This is a genomic window from Novosphingobium sp. FW305-C-30-35 (genome assembly GCF_058783135.1).
Window position 1 is genome coordinate 1,352,501 of sequence record NZ_JBYSYJ010000001.1, and the last position, 19,485, is coordinate 1,371,985.

A 19,485-nucleotide genomic window follows, 5' to 3' on the forward strand; every position below is an offset into this window, starting at 1 on the left:
GGCCTGTCACCCCGGCTGTCAGCGTCGCGATGAGCGTCTATAATGGTGAGCGGTTCCTCGATGCAGCCATCGCCAGCGTGCGCCGGCAGACCTTCGCCGACTTCGAATTCCTGATACTGGATGACGGATCGAATGATCGCAGCGTCGAGATCGCCAGGCACCACGCCGCGCAGGATTCGCGCATCCGGGTGATTGCGAGAGAGAATCGGGGCCTCATTGCCAGCCTGAACGAACTGCTGGCGGCAGCGCGTGCTCCCTTGTTCGCCCGGATGGACGCAGATGACGTCTGCCGGCAGGATCGCTTCGCGCGCCAAGTTGCCTTTCTCGAGGCCAATCCGGATCACGGCGTCATTGGTACGTGGACCGAGGACATTGACGAGTATGACCGACCGTTCGTGACGCATGCGCCCGAGCACCCTGTCACCTTCGACGATGTTCTCGCCATCATAGAGCAGCGCAGCCCGCTGAGCCATCCCACCATCATGGCGCGACGAGACATCGTTCGCGCCGTTGGGGGCTATCACGTCGCCTATCGGCATTGCGAAGATTACGATCTCTGGCTGCGACTGGCATCGGTCACGAAACTGGCGAACATTCCCGAACGCCTGCTCAGCTATCGGCATTATGCTGGGCAGATTTCGAACCGCCATGCGTTCGCGCAGCAATACGGGGCCGCCGTTGCCCAACTCGCCTACCGCGAGCGTCAGCTCGGCCGACCGGATCCCACAGAGCATATGCAGCAGCTTCCCGCCGTCGAGGCGCTGGACCGGGTGTTCGACACTCCGGGCCTGTCTCGCCAGATCCGGGACAAGGTTGCGCGGGGCGCCATTTATTCGCGCGATGCCATGCGCGGCGCAGGTTTCCCCCTCCTGATCGGCCATGTTCGCGACGGGGGCAACGGACCAGAGCTTTGGCGCACGGTAATGCGTCTTGTCCTGTTCGGCGTGCCATTACGCGCCATGCGACTGGCAATAGCCCTGCTCCTGCGTATTTGACGATGGCCGCTCCGCAATCACCCGCCGACCAGACAACCGACCGGACTGGCGCACCGATGATGTCTGTCCGCGCGGCAGCCGTCTGGGCGCTGATCTCGCAATATGCCTCCTTTGCGCTGCAGTTCGTGGCCAGCATCGTGCTCGCGCGCTGGTACATCACGCCCGATCAGCTGGGCCGGTTCTCGATCGCCTTTGCCGCGGTCACGCTGGTCGCATTCCTGCAGGATTTCGGCGTCACGCGTTATATCAACGGAGAGCGCGATCTCACGGCAGAGAAACTGCGGTCCGCTTTCACGATTTCGGTGGTCTTCGCCTGGGGGATAGCGCTTCTCGCTCTCGCCAGTGCCTGGCCGATCGCTGTCTTCTATGGCGATCCGCAATTGCTGCCGATCACTCTGGTCATCGCGGCATCCTACCTGCTCGTGCCGCTGGCGATCGTCCCCCAGGCGACCTGCCAGCGCCGCATGGACTATCGTTCGAACACGATGATCGAGGTCGGAGCGGCGGTGGCCAACGCCTTGACCGCATTGATCCTGGCGATCCTTGGTCATGGCGCGCTTGCCCTCGCCTGGGGGGCCTTCGCACAACAGGCGGCGCGGTTGCTCATCAGTCAGTGGCGTTCGGGCGGCATGCTGCCGTGGCCGCCAAAGATAGCGCGCGCGGCAGACGTCATGGCACTGGGCGGCACCAACACCGTACAAGTGGTCTGCAGTTCACTCTCTGCCCGCGCGCCGGAGCTGGTCATCGGGCGCATGATCGACAGCGCCGCTGTCGGCCTCTTTGCGCGCGCATCGGGATTGGCCCTGCAGTTGCGCCTGCTGATCGCGGGTGCGGTTACCGGCGTCTTCTATCCCGCGTTTCGCCGGATCCGCGATAGCGGTGAACCCTTGGGGCCACCCTATCTGCGCGTGCTGGCGGCCTATACCGGGGTAACCTGGCCGGCCATGGCGGGCATCGCGGTGCTCGGCGAGCCCCTGATCAGGTTGCTTTACGGCGAGCGCTGGATGGCAGCGGCGCCCCTGCTCACCTGGGTTGCGCTCTCGCAGATCGGCTACGTCGCGCTGCCGCTCTATGCAGACCTGCCGGTGCTTATGGGACGGCTGAAGCCGCTCATGCGCTGCATGGTCATCGAGACGGTGCTGTCCGTGGTGCTGATCGCACTTACTGCGCCGCTGGGGCTGGAATGGGTGGCCGCCTCGCGCGTGATACATGCCGGGCTATGGGTCGTGATCTACCTGCCCTTGCTGGCTTCGACACTCGAGCTGCGTTACCGCGACATCCTGCTGGGCTGGTTGCGTAGTGCCGCCGTCTCGCTGGCCGCAGTCCTGCCGTTATTGCTGGGGTTCTTCATCGGGCAAGGTCCCGCCGAACTCGGGCTGGTGCAGGCCGCATCGACTGTTGCGCTCGGGATCGTGCTGTGGCTCGCCTCCTTGCGAGTGCTCGGCCATCCGCTTTACGCCGAGATCCACGAGATCGCTCGCGGACTGCTGGCGCTCATTCGTCGCTCGTCCCCCGCCACGCGCTAAGGACTCGCCAAGGCGCCCATGCAGGCGTAAATCAGGCATGGGAGAAGTCGCCATGCCACAGGGCCACCCTTTGCCGGTGTTTTCGCGAAGGCTTTTCATGCTTGCGCTGGCCAGCATCGTGCCGCCGGCGTTCGCCAGCGAACCGGCGACCCAGCCCTTCCCATCACCTGCTGACGAGCTTGTGCAGCTCCAACGGGACAGACATGATCGCATGACTGTCCCGGTCCTGATCGGGAAAAGCGGCCCCTACGATTTCCTGATCGACACCGGCTCCGAGCGCACGGTCCTTTCACGGCAGGTGGCGCAAGGGTTGGGCCTGCCTGTGACCGGCAATGGCGTGGTCGTCGGCGTGGCAGGCTCGCACCAAGTGGAACTGGTCGATGTCGAGGAGATAAGCCTCGGCAAGCGGACATATTATACCCTGACCGCGCCGCTGCTGGAAGCCGAGCATATCGGCGCGCAAGGCATCGTCGGGCTCGACAGCCTGCAGGACCAGCGCGTGCTGATAGACTTCGGCGCCAATCGCATCGCCATTGGCGATGCCGCATCGCTGGGCGGCACGAAAGGCTTCGAGATCGTGGTCAAGGCCAAGCGGCGTTCGGGCCAGCTGATCATGACCAACGCGATCATCGATGGCGTCCACACCGACGTCGTGCTCGATACCGGGTCTGACAGCTCGATCGGCAACCTTGCGCTGCGCAAGGCCATGGCCCGCCGCAACCGCACCGAGCAGACGACACTGTTCTCGGTGACGGGCCAGGCGCTCAATGCGGATATTGTCATGGCCTCGACGATCGAGATCGAAGGGTTGCAGATCCACAATACTCCCCTCGCCTTTGCCGACTCCCCGGCGTTCCACCGGCTCGATCTGGTCAAGCGCCCGGCAATCCTGCTGGGTATGGCGCAGATGCGCATGTTCAGGCGGGTGGCGATCGACTTCGCGACAAGGCGCGTGCTGTTCGACCTGCCGCCCGGGACCGCAATGCCGGACTCGCACAGGAGCATCCGGTTCTGATTGCCAGTCTGCCTGCAAGGCCGCCTTTGCCGCTGTAAACTTTCAAAGCTCTGGCATAGCCGTCCACGTTCCCTATGTGGGAACCCATGCCACCTGATACACCGACGAGTCCCAAAGACGCCCGCCACGATGGCTGGGCCACGCTCAAGCGCTTCCTCCCGTACCTCTGGCCTGCCGACAATGCGGTCCTGCGCCGCCGGGTCATGGGCGCGGTGGTCATGGTACTGCTCGGCAAGGCGACGACACTTGCGCTGCCATTCGCATACAAGAAAGCCGTCGACGCAATGACGCTTCCGGCAGGCGCTCAGCCTGCCCTGACTGTCGCACTGGCGTTCGTCCTGGCCTATGCCCTCGGTCGCTTTGCCGGGGTGTTGTTCGACAACCTGCGCAACATCGTGTTCGAGCGCGTTGGCCAGGACGCCACGCGGCATCTGGCGGAAAACGTCTTCGCCCGCCTCCACAAGCTGTCGCTGCGCTTCCACCTCGCCCGCCGCACCGGCGAGGTAACCAAGGTGATCGAGCGCGGAACCAAGAGCATCGACACGATGCTCTATTTCCTGCTGTTCAACATTGCCCCGACGGTGATCGAGCTGACGGCGGTCATCGTGATCTTCTGGCTGAACTTCGGGCTGGGACTGGTCACGGCGACGATCCTTGCCGTGATCGCCTATGTCTACGCCACGCGCACCATCACCGAATGGCGTACGGCGCTGCGCGAGAAGATGAACCGGCTCGATGGCCAGGCGCTGGCCCGCGCGGTCGATTCGCTGCTGAACTACGAGACGGTGAAATACTTCGGCGCCGAATCGCGCGAGGAAGCGCGATACGCCTCCGCCGCGCGCGCCTACGCCGATGCCGCGGTGAAGAGCGAAAACAGCCTTGGCCTGCTCAACATCGCGCAGGCCCTGATCGTCAACCTGCTGATGGCGGGGGCAATGGCGTGGACGGTCTATGGTTGGTCGCAAGGGCGGCTGACGGTCGGCGACCTTGTCTTCGTCAACACGTACCTCACCCAGCTCTTCCGCCCGCTCGACATGCTCGGCATGGTCTATCGCACCATCCGGCAGGGCCTCATCGACATGGCCGAAATGTTCCGCCTGATCGACACGCATATCGAAGTGGCAGACGCCCCCGATGCGCCTGCGCTGGTGGTGAACCGGCCCTCGGTGACGTTCGACAATGTCGTGTTCGGTTATGACCGCGATCGCGAGATCCTGCACGGTCTGTCGTTCGAAGTGCCTGCGGGCAGCCGCGTGGCCATCGTCGGCCCATCAGGCGCGGGCAAGTCGACCATCGCGCGCCTGCTGTTCCGCTTCTATGACCCGTGGTCCGGGCGTATCCTGATCGACGGGCAGGACATTGCAGGCGTGACGCAGGCTTCCTTGCGCGCCGCACTGGGCATCGTTCCGCAGGACTCGGTGCTGTTCAACGACACTATAGGCTATAACATCGCCTATGGTCGTGACGGTGCAGGAATGGCCGAGGTCGAGGCCGCCGCCAAGGGCGCGGCGATCGCAGACTTCATCGCGCGATTGCCGCAAGGCTATGACACCGAAGTCGGCGAACGCGGCCTGAAGCTGTCGGGCGGCGAAAAGCAGCGCGTCGCCATCGCGCGCACCCTTGTGAAGAACCCGCCAATCCTGCTGTTCGATGAGGCGACCAGTGCGCTCGATACCCGCACGGAGCAGGACATCCTCTCCACCATGCGCGCCGTCGCCAGCCACCGCACCACGATCTCGATCGCGCACCGCTTGTCGACGATTGCCGATTCCGACACGATTCTCGTGCTGGATCAGGGGCGCCTGTCAGAACAAGGCAACCACGCCGACCTGCTGCGCCGCGATGGCCTCTACGCCGAAATGTGGGCGCGTCAGGCGGCGGAAAGCGCGGAAGTGAGCGAAGCGGCCGAGTAGGAGGCCGCTTCGCAGCGCCAGGATCAGCTTTCGGCGGCTTCGCTGTTGAGCTGGATGTAGTTGGCCAGGCCCATGCGCTCGATCATGTCGAACTGCTTCTCGATCACGTCGACATGCTCTTCCTCGCTCTCGAGGATCTTGGCGAAAAGATCGCGGCTGACGAAATCGCGCACGGATTCACAGTGGGCGATGGCGTCCCTGAGCAGCGGCAGGGCATCCATCTCCAAGGCAAGGTCAGCCTTGAGAATCTCCTCCACCGATTCGCCAACGCGCAGGCGGCCGAGCGCCTGGAAGTTGGGCAGGCCATCGAGGAACAGGATGCGGTCCGCCAGCATGTCGGCGTGCTTCATCTCGTCGATCGATTCGTGGCGCTCGTACTCGGCCAGCTTCTTGACGCCCCAGTTGGCGAGCAGGCGGTAGTGCAGCCAGTACTGGTTGATCGCGGTCAGCTCGTTGAGCAGGGCCTTGTTGAGATATTCGATGACCTTGGCATCGCCCTTCATCGCGCTGGCTCCTTTGCAATGGATGGAGCGACGTTACGCTGCAGGATGGACGGCATAAAGCGCGAACGACTCGCACCGGGTGCCTGCAACACTTTGCAACGTGGGACTTATGCCAGCGCGCAGGCGCGCTCGTCGGCGATCACGTCCTCGGCATCATCAAGGCACTGCCGGCACTGCGGCTTGAAGCCCATGCGGCCGTAGATCTCCTCTGCATTGCCGGCGTGGCAGCGGGCAGTGGCGCGGATGTCCTTCTCGCGGATGGCATTGCAGATGCAGATGAACATTGCACTGAAACTCCAGGGCAGCACGCTTCCTGCCAATGACTCGCATTAATAATGAGACTGGATCGCAATAGCAAGTGACATCCTGCACCTTCGCCCCGTTGCAAAGCTTTCAAGGCGGTTCTATCTGTCGTCCTACATCGAGAGTTGGAGTGACGCTCCAACGCCAACCTGCCGATCCGGGCAAGGTGGTACCCGATCTGCCGCAAGCAGAAAGGGGATGCGGCCGATCCGGCAACCAAACGGACACGGACACCGTGAAGAGCGTCTTCTCCCTCAGGTTTGAGGAAGACGTTGCACGTGCCGATCAGGATTGCCGACAATCTCCCTGCCCGCCGCACACTCGAGGCCGAGGGCGTGATCGTGATGAGCGAGACCGAGGCCGCGCGCCAGGACATCCGCCCGATGCGGATCGCCCTGCTCAACCTGATGCCCGACAAGATCACCACCGAGACCCAGATCGCCCGCCTTCTGGGCGCAACTCCGCTGCAGGTCGAGCTTGAGCTGGTGCGCATTTCCGACCACGTCAGCAAGAACACTTCGGCAGGTCACATCTCGGCCTTCTACCGTCCGTGGGAGGACCTGCGTGCCGAGAAGTACGATGGCCTGATCGTCACCGGCGCACCGGTCGAGACGATTCCTTATGAAGAGGTCAGTTACTGGGACGAGCTCGCCCGCATCTTCGACTGGTCGCAGACCAACGTGCACCGCACGCTGTCGGTGTGCTGGGGCGCGATGGCCGCGCTGCATCATTTCCATGGCATCGAGAAGCACCCCTTGCCGACCAAGGCCTCGGGCGTGTTCCGCCACATCAACCACGCGCCCGCCAGTCCCTTCATGCGCGGCCTGCCCGATGTGTTCGACGTGCCTGTGTCGCGCTGGAGCGAAGTGCGCCGCGAGGACCTGCCCGAAGGTCGCGGCCTTTCGGTCCTTGCCGACAGCGCCGAAACCGGCCTGTGCCTGATCGATGACCCGGCCCACAACACGTTGCACATGTTCAACCATCTCGAGTACGATACGCTGACGCTGGCGGGCGAATATGCGCGGGACGCCAACGAGAATGGGGAGGGCAAGTACTTGCCCCGCCACTATTTCCCCGGTGACGATCCCCAGGCCATGCCCGCCAACACCTGGCGCGGCCACGGCCACCTGCTCTACGGCAACTGGGTAAACGAGACGTACCAGACGACGCCATACGATCTGGCGGATATCGGGAAATGAAAAGCGACGCCGGTTCGCGGGGGCGCGGGCCGGTGCCGCCAGCCCTTTGCTGATGCCAGGGCGCACCGTGCCAAGACTCCACAACACTTGCCTTTCCGCGCCGCATCCCCTAACGGCCCCACCTTCAACCGACACGGATTCGATGATCGGCCTGGCCACAAGGGCTGCCAAGGCAGATCGGACGCGTCGAAATCAGGAGACGAAAATGCCCAAGATGAAGACGAAGAGCGGCGTGAAAAAGCGCTTCAAGCTCACCGCCACCGGCAAGGTGAAGCACGGCGTTGCCGGCAAGCGCCACCGCCTGATCAGCCACAACGCCAAGTATATCCGCCAGAACCGCGGCACTGACGTGATCTCCGACGCCGATGCGAAGGTGATCAAGAAGTGGGCGCCCTACGGGCTGAACTGAGGAGCGCTGAACTATGAGCCGTATCAAGCGTGGTGTAACCACCAAAGCCAAGCACAAGCGGATTCTGGATCAGGCGAAGGGCTATCGCGGCCGTCGCAAGAACACCATCCGCGTCGCCCGTCAGGCCGTCGAAAAGGCCGGCCAGTACGCATACCGCGACCGCAAGGTCAAGAAGCGCAGCTTCCGCGCCCTGTGGATCCAGCGCATCAACGCTGCTGTCCGCGCCGAAGGCCTGACCTACTCGCAGTTCATCCATGGCACCAAGCTTGCCGGGATCGAGCTCGACCGCAAGACCATGGCCGACCTGGCGATGAACGAAGGTGCGATCTTCACCGCCGTCATCGCTCAGGCGAAGGCTGCCCTGCCCGCCGCCTGATCGGCGTTGCAAGCAGGCTGAACAAAAGGGCGGTTCCTTCGGGAGCCGCCCTTTTTCGTTGCGATTCGCGCAAGCGCAGTGCAGGGTGCGGATGAACAACACATAACTAAAGTAAACAGGGGCGCGCACAGCTTGACCGGGGACTGCACAGTCCGGGTTCGATTCCATCGGCCGCCAGAGCCGCTGCAGCGCTATTTCACGACATTTTACCTGACCGAGATCGACGTGCCCCAAGGCCGGGTGACCGATCACCTCCACCCTGAATGGGCAAACATCCGCATCTACCAGGGCGACTTTCCGGATTCGCAATTGCCGGATCGGCCTCCATTCGCGGGCGTCCAGGCCAACGCCACCGGGCCGACGAGCACCACTCTGGAATTCACCACCGGCACCACGCGCATCTGGGGCATCGGCCTCTTGCCGCTGGGCTGGGCGCGCTTCGTGCGCCAGCCCGCCAATGCGCACGCCGATCATATCTATGACGTCGCCAGCGAGCCTTTCCTTGCCCCCTTCCGTCCTCTCGCAGCCTCGGTCTTCGGCAAGGAGAAGGACGAGCAGGCTGAACTTTCGCGCATCACCCGCTTCTTCGAACAGAACCTGGCGGCCGACGTCGAAGACGATCCACGCATTGTCGCCTGCCACGCCGCCTTGGTCGATCCGGACATCGCTTCCGTCAGCGAGATGGCCGAGGCGACCCAGTTGCCCACCCACACCGTGGAGCGCCTGTGCCGCAAGCATTTCGGCTTCCCGCCCCGGCTCCTCCTGCGTCGCCAGCGCTTCATGCGCAGCCTCGTGCAATACATGATGGACCCGTCGCTGAAGTGGATCGGCGCGATCGATGGTCACTACCATGATCAGGCCCAGTTCGTTCGGGACTTCCACCGTTTCATGGGCATGAGCCCGAGCGAATATGCCCATTGCCCCAAGCCCGTGCTGCAGGAAGTCATGCGCGCACGGAAGGAGTTCGTCGGCGCGGCGGTTCAAGCCCTGCACACCCCCACTCGATCTTAACTCCAGACTTTGATTCCGGCGCATTTGCGGCTAGCGGCTTGCCGATGGAAAACCTCGATCAACAGCAGGCCGCAACGCTCGCGGCCATTGCGGAAGCAGGCACGCCCGAAGCGGTGGAGGCGATCCGCGTCTCCGCGCTCGGCAAGCAGGGCTGGGTCAGCGCCCTGCTCAAGTCGCTTGGCGGGATGACCCCGGACCAGCGGCAGAGCGAAGGCCCGAAGATTCACGCCGCACGCGAAGCGGTGACCGCCGCCCTCGCAGACCGCAAGAACGCACTGGAAAGCGCCGCGCTCGAAGCGCGCCTCGCGGCCGAAACGGTCGACCTTTCCCTTCCCGCGCCGCAAGCGCCCAGGGGTTCGGTCCACCCGGTTTCGCAGGTCATGGACGAACTGGCCGAGATCTTCGCCGACATGGGCTTCGCCGTCGCGAGCGGTCCCGAGATCGAGGACGACTGGCACAACTTCACCGCGCTCAACATGCCCGAGACGCATCCGGCGCGCGCGATGCACGATACCTTCTATTTCCCTGACAAGGATGCCGAAGGCCGTTCGATGCTGCTGCGCACGCATACCTCGCCGGTGCAGATCCGCTCGATGATTGCGCAAGGCGCGCCGATCCGCATCATCGCCCCGGGCCGCGTCTATCGTTCGGATTCGGACGCCACGCACACGCCGATGTTCCACCAGATCGAAGGCCTCGTCATCGACAAGGGCATCCACCTCGGCCATCTCAAGTGGACGCTGGAAACCTTCCTCAAGGCCTTCTTCGAACGGGACGACATCGTCCTGCGCCTGCGCCCGAGCTACTTCCCCTTCACCGAGCCTTCGGTCGAGGTCGACGTCGGTTACACGCTCATCAACGGCAAGCGCGTCGTTGGCGGCAGCGGCGATGCGGAGAACGGTGGCTGGATGGAAGTGCTGGGCAGCGGCATGGTCAACCGCAAGGTCATCGAATTCGGCGGGCTCGATCCCGATGAATGGCAGGGCTTCGCCTTCGGCACCGGCGTCGATCGCCTCGCCATGCTCAAGTACGGCATGGATGACCTGCGCGCCTTCTTCGATGGCGATGTGCGGTGGCTTGGCCACTACGGCTTCGGCGCGCTCGATGTGCCGACCCTTTCCGGCGGTGTTGGAGTACGTTCGTGAAGTTCTCGCTTTCGTGGTTGAAGTCGGTCCTCGATACCAAGGCCGACTCCCGCACCATCGCCGAAAAGCTGACCTCGCTGGGCCTGGAGATCGAAGGCGTCGAAGATGCCTCGGCGGCGCTCAAGAGCTTCCGCGTCGCCCGCGTGCTGACGGCGGAGAAGCACCCGCAGGCTGACAAGCTGCAGGTGCTCTCCGTCGATCTTGGTGATGGTTCGCCCCTGCAGGTTGTCTGTGGCGCGCCCAATGCGCGTGCAGGCCTTGTCGGCGTGCTCGGCCTGCCCGGCGCAGTGGTCCCGGCCAATGGCATGGAACTTCGTAAGTCCGCCATCCGCGGCGTCGAATCCAACGGCATGATGTGCTCGACGCGCGAGCTTGGCCTTGGCGAAGAGCATGACGGCATCATCGAACTGCCCGAAGACGCGCCGCTCGGCACGACCTTTGCCGATTACCTCGGATCGGACCCGGTGTTCGACGTGGCGATCACGCCCAACCGTCCGGACTGCATGGGCGTTCACGGCATCGCCCGCGATCTCGCTGCGGCGGGCTTGGGCGTGCTCAAGCCGATCGAAGCCAAGCCGGTTGCTGGCAGCTTCCCCTGCCCGGTCGAAGTGCGCACCGACGATCCTGAAGGTTGCCCCGCCTTCTACGGCCGCGTGATTCGTGGCGTAAAGAATGGGCCAAGCCCGAAGTGGCTGCAGGACTACCTGAAGAGCGCGGGCCAGCGTCCGATCTCGGCGCTGGTGGACATCACCAATTACGTCATGCTCGGCTATGGCCGCCCGGCTCACGCCTATGACTTGGCGAAGCTTTCGGGCGCGGTCGTGGCCCGCAAGGCGCGCGAAGGCGAGACCTGCCTCGCGCTCAATGGCAAGGAATATGCGCTGCAGCCGTGGATGACGGTGATTGCCGACGATGCCGGCGTGCATGACATCGCCGGGATCATGGGTGGCGAAGATTCGGGCTGCTCGGACGGGACGACCGACGTCCTGCTCGAAGTCGCGTACTTCGATCCCGCTTCCATCGCCCGCACCGGGCAGGCGCTGGCGCTAGCTTCCGACGCGCGCGGGCGGTTCGAACGTGGCGTCGATCCGGCGTTCCTCGATACCGGGCTCGACCTGCTGACCAGTCTGATCCTCGAGATCTGCGGTGGCGAAGCGAGCGAAGTCGTGCGCGCAGGGCAGCCGCCACTGGCGCGCAAGACCGTGGCCTATGATCCGAAGCTGGCCGGGAGCCTTGGCGGCATCGACGTCGGCAATGGCGAACAGAAGCGCATCCTTGCCGCGCTCGGCTTCGACGTGGCCGAAGACTGGACCGTCACCGTGCCGACCTGGCGCCCGGACGTGGACGGCGCACCCGACATCGTCGAGGAAGTGATCCGCGTCCACGGGCTGGATGCCGTGCCTTCCACGCCGCTGCCGCGCGCAGATGGTGTGGCCAAGCCGACCGCAACTGCGGTGCAGACGCTTGAGCGCCGGGTCCGCAGAGCGGCTGCCTCGCGTGGCCTGCATGAAGCGGTGACGTGGTCGTTCCTGCCCGAGAAGGAAGCCGCGCACTTTGCCGATGGCGAGGAAACTTGGGCGCTGGCCAACCCGATCTCCGAAGACCTCAAGGTCATGCGCCCCTCGCTGCTGCCCGGCCTGCTCTCGGCCGCCCAGCGCAATCTCCACCGTGGCGCCACCTCGGTGCGCCTGTTCGAGATCGGCCGCCGCTACTTGCGCGGCGCCAATGGCGCGAGCGACGAAAAGCTGAGCCTAGCCGTTGTTCTGGCAGGCGAATCCGTCTCGCGCGGCTGGGCGACTGGCAAGGCCAGGCCGTTCGACGCATTCGACGCCAAGGCCGAAGCGCTGGCGCTGCTTGCAGAAGCGGGCGCTCCGGTCGACAACCTGCAGGTCATGGGCGAGGCTGGCGATCAGTTCCACCCCGGCCAGTCGGCCACCCTGCGCCTCGGGCCAAAGCAGGTGCTGGCGCGCTTCGGCATGCTGCATCCGGCAACCGCCAGGGCCTTCGATCTCGATGGTCCCGTGGCGGTGGTCGAGCTGTTCCTCGACCGCATCCCGCCGCGCAAGGGCCCCGGCCAGTTCGCCCGCCCGCACTTTGCGCCACCTGCACTTCAGGCGGTGACGCGCGACTTTGCCTTCCTTGTCGATGCTGCGGTTCCAGCAGGTGATCTGCTCCGTGCTGTCAAGGGTGCGGACAAGCAGGCCATTGTTTCGGCACGGATTTTCGATGACTTCCGCGGGGCTGGCGTGCCAGAGGGCCAGAAGAGCCTTGCCATCGAAGTGACGCTCCAGCCGGTCGAGAAGTCGTTCGATGAGGCGACGCTCAAGGCGGTTTCGGACAAGGTGGTGGCTGCTGCTGCCAAGCTCGGCGGTGTCCTGCGCGGATGAGTGACGATCTCGTCACCATCGCCAGCGCGGAGCTGACTGCGCAAATAAATCCTTTGGGCGCAGAGCTTTGGTCGCTGACCGACGCTGCGGGCGCGGAATACATGACCGATGCGGACCCGGCCTTCTGGTCGGGTCACGCGCCCTTCCTGTTTCCGATCGTCGGGGCGCTGTCGGGTGACACGCTGCGCCTTGATGGTCGCGAATTTTCCATGCCGAAACATGGCTTTGCACGACGCAGTGCCTTCGCCCCGGTTCATGCCGAAGGGGCCGAGGCACGCTTCCGCCTGACCGATTCACCAAGCACCCGGGCGGTCTATCCATTCGGCTTCGTGCTCGAAGTGGCCTACCGCATCGAGGGCATGACGCTGCACACCGAGGTCAGCGTGTTCAATCCCAACGCGGAAGCGCTGCCCTTCAGCTTCGGCTTCCATCCGGCCTTCGCATGGCCGCTTCCCGGGGATTTTCCCAAGGAAGATCATAAGCTTGTCTTTGAAAAGGGCGAAAGTCCAACTCTACGGCAACTCACCCCCAACTCTGGCGAACTCTCCCCCAACTCCGTGCCAAGCCCTGCGAACTCTCGCGAGCTGCGGCTGCACGAAGACCTGTTCCGCAACGATGCGCTGATCTGGGACGTGTTCGAGAGCAAGTCGCTCACCTATGGCACCGATGGCGGGACCACTCTCGACCTCCATTTCCCCGACACGACGTCGATGGGCGTCTGGCAGGTTCCGGGCGCGCGCTACATCTGCATCGAGCCGTGGCAGGGTTACGCCGACCCCGCAGGCTTCACCGGCGATTTCCGCGAGAAGCCCGGCGTCGTCCTGCTCGATCCCGGCGCGACGCGCAGCTTCCGCATGGACGTGACCGTAAACCCGCGCTAACCGCGCTCCCCATGTCCAATCGCCGCACCTTCGCCATCATTTCGCACCCTGACGCGGGCAAGACCACGCTGACCGAGAAGCTGCTGCTTCAGGGCGGCGCGATCCACCTTGCCGGCGAGGTCAAGGCACGCGGGGCCGCCCGCCGCGCGCGGTCGGACTGGATGAAGATCGAGCAGCAGCGCGGTATCTCGGTGACGTCGTCGGTGATGACGTTCCAGAAGGACGGCGTTGTCTTCAACCTGCTCGATACGCCGGGCCACGAGGACTTTTCCGAAGACACCTACCGCACGCTGACCGCGGTCGATTCGGCGATCATGGTGATTGACGCGGCCAAGGGTATCGAGCCGCAGACGCGCAAGCTGTTCGAAGTCTGCCGCATGCGCTCGGTGCCGATCATCACCTTCGTCAACAAGGTCGACCGCGAAGGCCGTTCGGTGTTCGAGACGCTGGACGAAGTCGCCGATGCGCTGGCGCTCGACGTCGTGCCGATGTCCTGGCCGATCGGCATGGGCGGGATCTTTCAGGGCGTGATGAACTTCGCCGACGAAACCATCGCCCGTCCCGAAGGTGACAGCCGCGAATTCCTGGGCAAGCGCGAACCCGCGGTCGACATACCCGAGGACATTGCCGAGGAAATCGAACTGGCCCGCGCCGGCTACCCCGAGTTCGATCTCGAAGCCTATCGCCATGGCGACCTGACGCCGGTCTATTTCGGATCGGCGCTGAAGAACTTCGGCGTTGCCGAGCTGATCGATGCGATTGCCCGCTATGCTCCGCCGCCGCGCCCGCAGAAGTCGAGCGAAGGCACGGTGGAACCGGAGCGGCCCGACGTGACCGGGTTCATCTTCAAGGTGCAGGCCAACATGGACCCGCAGCACCGCGACCGTATCGCATTCATGCGCATGGTCTCGGGCACGTTCAGGCGGGGCATGAAGCTGACGCCTTCGGGCCTGGGCAAGCCGATCGCCGTGCATTCGCCGATCCTGTTCTTCGCGCAGGACCGCGAGATTGCCGACACCGCCCAGGCGGGCGACATCATCGGCATCCCGAACCACGGAACCCTGCGCGTGGGCGATACGCTTTCGGAAAGGAACGACCTGCGCTTTACGGGGCTGCCGAACTTCGCGCCGGAAATCCTGCGCCGCGTGGTGCTGAAGGACCCGACCAAGACCAAGCAGCTGCGCAAGGCGCTGGACGACCTTTCCGAAGAAGGCGTGATCCAGGTATTCTATCCGGAGATCGGCAGCCAGTGGATCGTCGGCGTGGTCGGCCAGCTTCAGCTCGACGTGCTGGTTTCGCGCCTCGAGGCGGAATACAAGGTCGAGGCGGTGCTCGAACCTTCGCCGTTCGATACCGCACGCTGGCTCAAGGGCAGCGACGCGGCGCTCAAGTCCTTTGCCGATTTCAATGCATCGAACCTTGCCAAGGATCGCGATGGCGACCCCGTTTTCATGGCGCGATCGTCATGGGATGTGGGCTACCAGCAGGAGCGCAACCCTGAGCTGACCTTCTCGGCAACGAAGGAAAGGTAGCGGGCCCAGCGGCATCCGGGGGTTGAAACCGCGGCCTATCCGGCGCAGTTACTCGGCCCATGCAGTTACTCGGTCCCAGTTCGAACACCTTCATCTCTCAGCGCCTGCGCCTCCATTATGTGGACTGGGGCAACACGGACAAGCCGCCGCTGCTGCTGGTCCATGGCGGGCGCGACCATTGCCGGTCGTGGGACTGGACCGCCGAGGCCCTGCGCGAGGACTGGCACATCATCGCCATGGACCACCGCGGCCACGGTGACAGCCAGTGGACCGAGGACGGCAACTATCGCACGATGGACCTCGTCTATGACGTGGCCCAGCTGATCCACCAGCTCGACCTCGCCCCGGTGACGATTGTCTCGCATTCGTGGGGCGCGAACACCAGCCTGCGCTATGCCGGGCTGTTTCCGGAAAACGTGCGCAAGATCGTGGCCATCGAAGGGCTGTTCCCGACGCCCGAGCGCGAGGCGATGATGAAGAACGTGCCCTTCGCACGGCGCGTCCGGGATTTCATCGGCGAGAAGCGCAAGGCCGCCGGGCGCCTGCCGCGCCGCTATCCGACGCTCGAGGACGCCTATGCGCGCATGAAGGGCGAGAACCCCTACCTGACCGACGAGCAGGCGCGACACCTGACCCGCCACGGCATCAACCGCAACGAAGACGGCACGTTCAGCTGGAAGTTCGATCCGCATCTCAACGTCGATGGCGCGCCCTATGATATCACCATCGAGCAGCGCAACGAGCTGTGGAAGGCCATCACCTGTCCGACCCTGCTGCTGAACGGCGCGGATTCCTGGGCCGGCAATCCGGTCGAGAACGGGATGATCGAGCACTTCCGCAATGCCGAGGTGATCGAGTTCGAGAACGCCGGGCACTGGCTGCACCACGACCAGTTCGACAAGTTCATCGCGACGCTGAAAGACTTCCTCTGATGGCAAAGTTCACCGACTGCATCCTGCCCGAGCACGAGGCGATGATCGGGGAGCAGTCGGTGTTCTTCGTGGCCACGGCCGCAGCGGAAGGGCGGATCAACCTTTCGCCCAAGGGTTATGACTGCTTCCGGGTGCTTGGACCAAATCGCGTGGCCTATCTTGACCTTGCCGGATCGGGCAACGAGACGCACGCGCATCTGATGGCCGATGGCCGCATCACGATCATGATGACCAATTTCCAGCAGCCTGCGCTGATCCTTCGGTTGTATGGGTACGGCAAGCCGGTGCTTCCTGCCGATCCCGCATGGCAGGAACTGGCAGCGCATTTCACGGTTCTGGCAGGCACACGCCAGATCTTCGACATCGCGGTGGACAGCGTGCAGACAAGCTGTGGCTGGGGCGTGCCGCTGATGACACTCGAGCAGGAGCGGCAAACGCTGGTGAAGTACCACGCGCAATCCGATCCTGCGGCCTGGGAAGCAAAGATGGCGGCGCGCACCAGCAGCATCGACGGACTGCCCGTGACGCCGACCGACCGCTATATTTCAGGGGCCTGACGTCGGTTTGAAACTCAAGGTCGCCAGCTACAACATCCACAAGGCCGTCGGGCTTGACCGGCAGCGTGATCCCGACCGGATCATGACGATCCTGCGCGAGATCGATGCCGACGTGATTGCCCTGCAGGAAGCGGACCGCCGCTTCGGCTTGCGCGAGGCGGTGATTCCCCGCGCCACGCTTGACGACCACAGCCCGTGGCGTGCCGTGGAGCCGGGGCATTACGATCGGGCGCGGACCGGAGCGAGCATGGGCTGGCACGGCAATGCGCTGCTGGTGCGGCGCGAGATCGAAGTTGTGGAAGCCTGCGCCGTGCCATTGCCGACAATCGAGCCGCGCGGGGCGGTCTGTGCCACCTTGCGCATGGGCGGCGCGCTGGTGCGCGTGGTGGGCATGCATCTCGATCTTTCCGGCCTGCGCCGCCGCCAGCAGGTGAAGACGGTGTGCGGGCATGTCGCCGGGCACGCCGAACCCGGCCATGTCGTGATGATGGGCGATCTCAACGAATGGTCGCCGTCGGGCGGCGCACTGGGAGCGTTCGCCGCGCCGCTGAAGGTCCTTGCGCCGGGACGGAGCTTTCCATCGCGGCGGCCCGTGGCGCAGCTTGACCGGATCGTGGTGAGTGATGGGCTCCGGGTGGGGGGCCTGGGTGTGCACCACAGTCCGCTTGCCGCGGTGGGATCGGACCACCTGCCGGTCTGGGCCGAACTGGTCCTGCCCTGAATCGGTGCTCCGAATCCGTGCACCGGACCCTGCCTAAAAATTGGGCACGCCGGTTTGGCTGCACAAGAATCGAGCGCGCATAACCACCACGTGGCCATTTTTGTTCCCGTGAAAGGCTGAATCCGTACAAATTCGGATTTGGCACGCCCCTTGCTTAATACTCCTCGCCGGCAGGTCGCCCGGCGTTGAGGGCAACAGAAGGGGGCATGAATGAAATTCATCATCGCCATCATCAAGCCGTTCAAGCTCGACGAAGTGCGTGAAGCACTGTCCGGGCTGGGCGTTGCTGGGATGACGGTGTCGGAGGTGAAGGGCTTTGGTCGGCAGAAGGGCCAGACCGAAATCTACCGTGGCGCCGAATACTCGACCAACATGCTGCCGAAGGTGAAGATCGAGGTTGCTGCGAGCGACGATCTTGCGCCGCAGATCGTGGAAACGATCCAGCAGGCTGCCAGCACCGAAGCAATCGGCGACGGCAAGATCTTCGTCCTCGACCTCGCATCGGCCACGCGCATTCGCACCGGTGAAACCGGGGATACCGCGCTTTGAGCGCGCCTTCCATTTCCGACCTTAGGGGAACCAACATGATCCGCAAGATGATCGGTGGCTTGGCGGGAACGGGCGCTTCGCTCTTCGCTGCCACTGCCGCTTTCGCACAGGAGGCGGCCCCTGCCGCCACCGTCGACAAGGGGGATACCGCTTGGATGATGGTCTCGACCATTCTCGTCCTGATGATGATCCTTCCCGGCCTCGCGCTGTTCTACGGCGGCCTGACCCGCACCAAGAACATGATCGCGACGATGACCCAGATCGGCGCCGTCGCGTGTCTCGCGATGCTGATGTGGGTGATGTTCGGCTACGGCCTCGCTTTCGGCCCCGAAGGCAATGCCTTCATCAGCTGGGGCAAGTTCTTCCTCTCGGGCGTCGACGCCTCGAGCCAGGCTGCGACCTTCACTGCCGGCGTGGAAATTCCGGAATACGTGTTCATCTGCTTCCAGATGACCTTTGCCGCGATCACCGTGGCGCTGGTGCTGGGTTCGGTGGTCGAACGCATGAAGTTCTCGGCGATCATGGTGTTCGCCGCCGTCTGGCTGACGATCTCCTATTTCCCGATTGCGCACATGGTGTGGGCAGCGGGCGGCCTGTTCTTCGACATGGGCGCACTGGACTTCGCCGGTGGTACGGTCGTGCACATCAACGCCGGTGTCTCGGCTCTGGTGGCCTGCCTCATCCTCGGCAAGCGTATCGGTTTCCAGAAGGAAATCATGGCGCCGCACTCGCTGACCATGACCAGCATCGGCACCGGTCTGCTGTGGGTGGGCTGGTTCGGCTTCAACGCCGGTTCGGCTCTCGAAGCCAACGGTTCGGCCGCTCTTGCCATGATCAACACCTTCGTCGCCACCGCTTCTGCCGGTCTGTTCTGGATGCTCGCCGAGCGTGCAGCCGGCCACAAGGGTTCGGCGCTGGGCTTCTGCTCAGGCATCATCGCCGGCCTCGTCGCGGTGACCCCGGCTGCCGGTAACTCGGGCCCGTTCGGCGCGATCGTCCTGGGTGCCATCGCCTCGATCGTCTGCTTCTACATGGTCACCGTGGTCAAGCCGAAGCTCGGCTATGACGACGCCCTGGACGCCTTCGGCATCCACGGCGTGGGCGGGATCGTCGGCGCCATCGGCACCGCGATCGTCTACGCTCCGTCGCTCGGCGGACCTGGCGCGGAAGACTACGACATGGGTGCCAAGCTGGTCGTGCAGATCATGGCAGTCGTCACCACCATCGGCTGGGCTGCAGTTGCCACCGTCATCGCCATGTATGTCTCGAAGGCTGTCACCGGTCTGCGGGTCACCGAAGAAGTCGAACGCGAAGGCCTCGACCTCGGTGAGCACGGCGAGCGCGCTTACAACTACTGATTACCTGAATTCCCGAATTGGCGGGGTTGGAGAGCCAGATCCTCTCCCTCTCATCTCCCTCCCCGCCAAACCTTGTTCCTCCTGCGAACAGACTAAGGCCGGAAGCGCTAGCCCGCTTCCGGCCCTTTTTTTGTTCGCGATCGGCGGTTCGCTTGCCCGGAACCCCGGCAGAC

19 protein-coding genes and 1 riboswitch (1 of these 20 running past the window's edge) are annotated in these 19,485 nt (G+C 64.1%); of the genes, 17 read left to right on the forward strand and 2 right to left on the reverse strand.

Annotated elements, in window-relative coordinates; all coding sequences use genetic code 11:
* The 4 genes from AC3WLM_RS06740 to atm1 all read left to right on the forward strand — a co-directional run.
* A protein-coding gene (locus AC3WLM_RS06740; protein WP_492476954.1) for a glycosyltransferase crosses the window boundary here: on the forward strand, positions 1-995 show its 3' portion. The gene continues 61 nt to the left of window position 1, outside the view; 995 of the gene's 1,056 nt are visible here — the last part of the coding sequence; its start codon lies beyond the left edge, outside the window; its stop codon occupies positions 993-995.
* A 2-nt stretch (positions 996-997) separates the two neighbouring features.
* Entirely contained in the window at positions 998-2,521 is a 1,524-nt protein-coding gene (locus tag AC3WLM_RS06745) for an oligosaccharide flippase family protein (RefSeq protein ID WP_492476955.1), read from the forward strand.
* A 97-nt stretch (positions 2,522-2,618) separates the two neighbouring features.
* Positions 2,619-3,536, forward strand: coding sequence for an aspartyl protease family protein (locus AC3WLM_RS06750; protein WP_039333773.1), 918 nt, complete (start codon positions 2,619-2,621; stop codon positions 3,534-3,536).
* 86 nt (positions 3,537-3,622) lie between these two features.
* Entirely contained in the window at positions 3,623-5,449 is a 1,827-nt protein-coding gene (atm1, locus tag AC3WLM_RS06755; protein ID WP_492476956.1) for a heavy metal ABC transporter ATP-binding protein/permease Atm1, read from the forward strand.
* Positions 5,450-5,472: 23 nt separating this feature from the next.
* Here atm1 and bfr read toward each other — a convergent pair whose 3' ends face one another.
* On the reverse strand, positions 5,473-5,952 hold the full coding sequence (gene bfr, locus AC3WLM_RS06760) for a bacterioferritin (RefSeq protein WP_118073027.1): 480 nt from the start codon (positions 5,950-5,952) through the stop codon (positions 5,473-5,475).
* A 107-nt stretch (positions 5,953-6,059) separates the two neighbouring features.
* Positions 6,060-6,236, reverse strand: coding sequence for a (2Fe-2S)-binding protein (locus AC3WLM_RS06765; protein WP_039333680.1), 177 nt, complete (start codon positions 6,234-6,236; stop codon positions 6,060-6,062).
* Positions 6,237-6,365: 129 nt separating this feature from the next.
* Positions 6,366-6,485: riboswitch (SAM-I-IV-variant riboswitch) on the forward strand.
* Positions 6,486-6,533: 48 nt separating this feature from the next.
* Between AC3WLM_RS06765 and AC3WLM_RS06770 the strand changes: the two genes are divergently transcribed.
* The 13 genes from AC3WLM_RS06770 (at position 6,534) to AC3WLM_RS06830 (ending at position 19,312) form a co-directional block, all read left to right on the forward strand.
* A complete protein-coding gene (locus AC3WLM_RS06770; protein WP_492476957.1) occupies positions 6,534-7,454 on the forward strand; it encodes a homoserine O-succinyltransferase in 921 nt (306 codons plus the stop codon).
* 205 nt (positions 7,455-7,659) lie between these two features.
* Complete coding sequence (rpmI, locus tag AC3WLM_RS06775; protein ID WP_039333769.1) at positions 7,660-7,863, forward strand: 50S ribosomal protein L35; 204 nt, start codon at positions 7,660-7,662, stop codon at positions 7,861-7,863.
* 13 nt (positions 7,864-7,876) lie between these two features.
* Positions 7,877-8,239 (forward strand): 50S ribosomal protein L20, encoded by a 363-nt coding sequence (gene rplT, locus AC3WLM_RS06780; RefSeq protein WP_039333676.1) that lies wholly within the window; start codon positions 7,877-7,879, stop codon positions 8,237-8,239.
* A 132-nt stretch (positions 8,240-8,371) separates the two neighbouring features.
* Positions 8,372-9,250: a helix-turn-helix domain-containing protein gene (locus AC3WLM_RS06785; protein WP_492476958.1), complete on the forward strand. Its 879-nt coding sequence runs from the start codon at positions 8,372-8,374 to the stop codon at positions 9,248-9,250.
* 44 nt (positions 9,251-9,294) lie between these two features.
* A complete protein-coding gene (gene pheS / locus AC3WLM_RS06790; protein WP_427466401.1) occupies positions 9,295-10,395 on the forward strand; it encodes a phenylalanine--tRNA ligase subunit alpha in 1,101 nt (366 codons plus the stop codon).
* Complete coding sequence (pheT, locus tag AC3WLM_RS06795) at positions 10,392-12,782, forward strand: phenylalanine--tRNA ligase subunit beta (protein ID WP_492476959.1); 2,391 nt, start codon at positions 10,392-10,394, stop codon at positions 12,780-12,782. Before pheS ends, pheT begins: the two co-directional genes overlap by 4 nt.
* Positions 12,779-13,663: an aldose 1-epimerase family protein gene (locus tag AC3WLM_RS06800; protein WP_492476960.1), complete on the forward strand. Its 885-nt coding sequence runs from the start codon at positions 12,779-12,781 to the stop codon at positions 13,661-13,663. Before pheT ends, AC3WLM_RS06800 begins: the two co-directional genes overlap by 4 nt.
* An 11-nt stretch (positions 13,664-13,674) precedes the next feature.
* Positions 13,675-15,195, forward strand: coding sequence for a peptide chain release factor 3 (locus tag AC3WLM_RS06805; protein ID WP_492476961.1), 1,521 nt, complete (start codon positions 13,675-13,677; stop codon positions 15,193-15,195).
* Positions 15,196-15,254: 59 nt separating this feature from the next.
* Positions 15,255-16,127, forward strand: coding sequence for an alpha/beta fold hydrolase (locus AC3WLM_RS06810; RefSeq protein ID WP_039333667.1), 873 nt, complete (start codon positions 15,255-15,257; stop codon positions 16,125-16,127).
* Positions 16,127-16,684: a pyridoxamine 5'-phosphate oxidase family protein gene (locus AC3WLM_RS06815; protein WP_492476962.1), complete on the forward strand. Its 558-nt coding sequence runs from the start codon at positions 16,127-16,129 to the stop codon at positions 16,682-16,684. Before AC3WLM_RS06810 ends, AC3WLM_RS06815 begins: the two co-directional genes overlap by 1 nt.
* A 7-nt stretch (positions 16,685-16,691) precedes the next feature.
* On the forward strand, positions 16,692-17,405 hold the full coding sequence (locus AC3WLM_RS06820) for an endonuclease/exonuclease/phosphatase family protein (RefSeq protein ID WP_492476963.1): 714 nt from the start codon (positions 16,692-16,694) through the stop codon (positions 17,403-17,405).
* 210 nt (positions 17,406-17,615) lie between these two features.
* Complete coding sequence (locus tag AC3WLM_RS06825; RefSeq protein WP_039333663.1) at positions 17,616-17,954, forward strand: P-II family nitrogen regulator; 339 nt, start codon at positions 17,616-17,618, stop codon at positions 17,952-17,954.
* 35 nt (positions 17,955-17,989) lie between these two features.
* Entirely contained in the window at positions 17,990-19,312 is a 1,323-nt protein-coding gene (locus AC3WLM_RS06830) for an ammonium transporter (protein WP_039333662.1), read from the forward strand.
* The last annotated feature ends 173 nt before the right edge of the window (positions 19,313-19,485 follow it).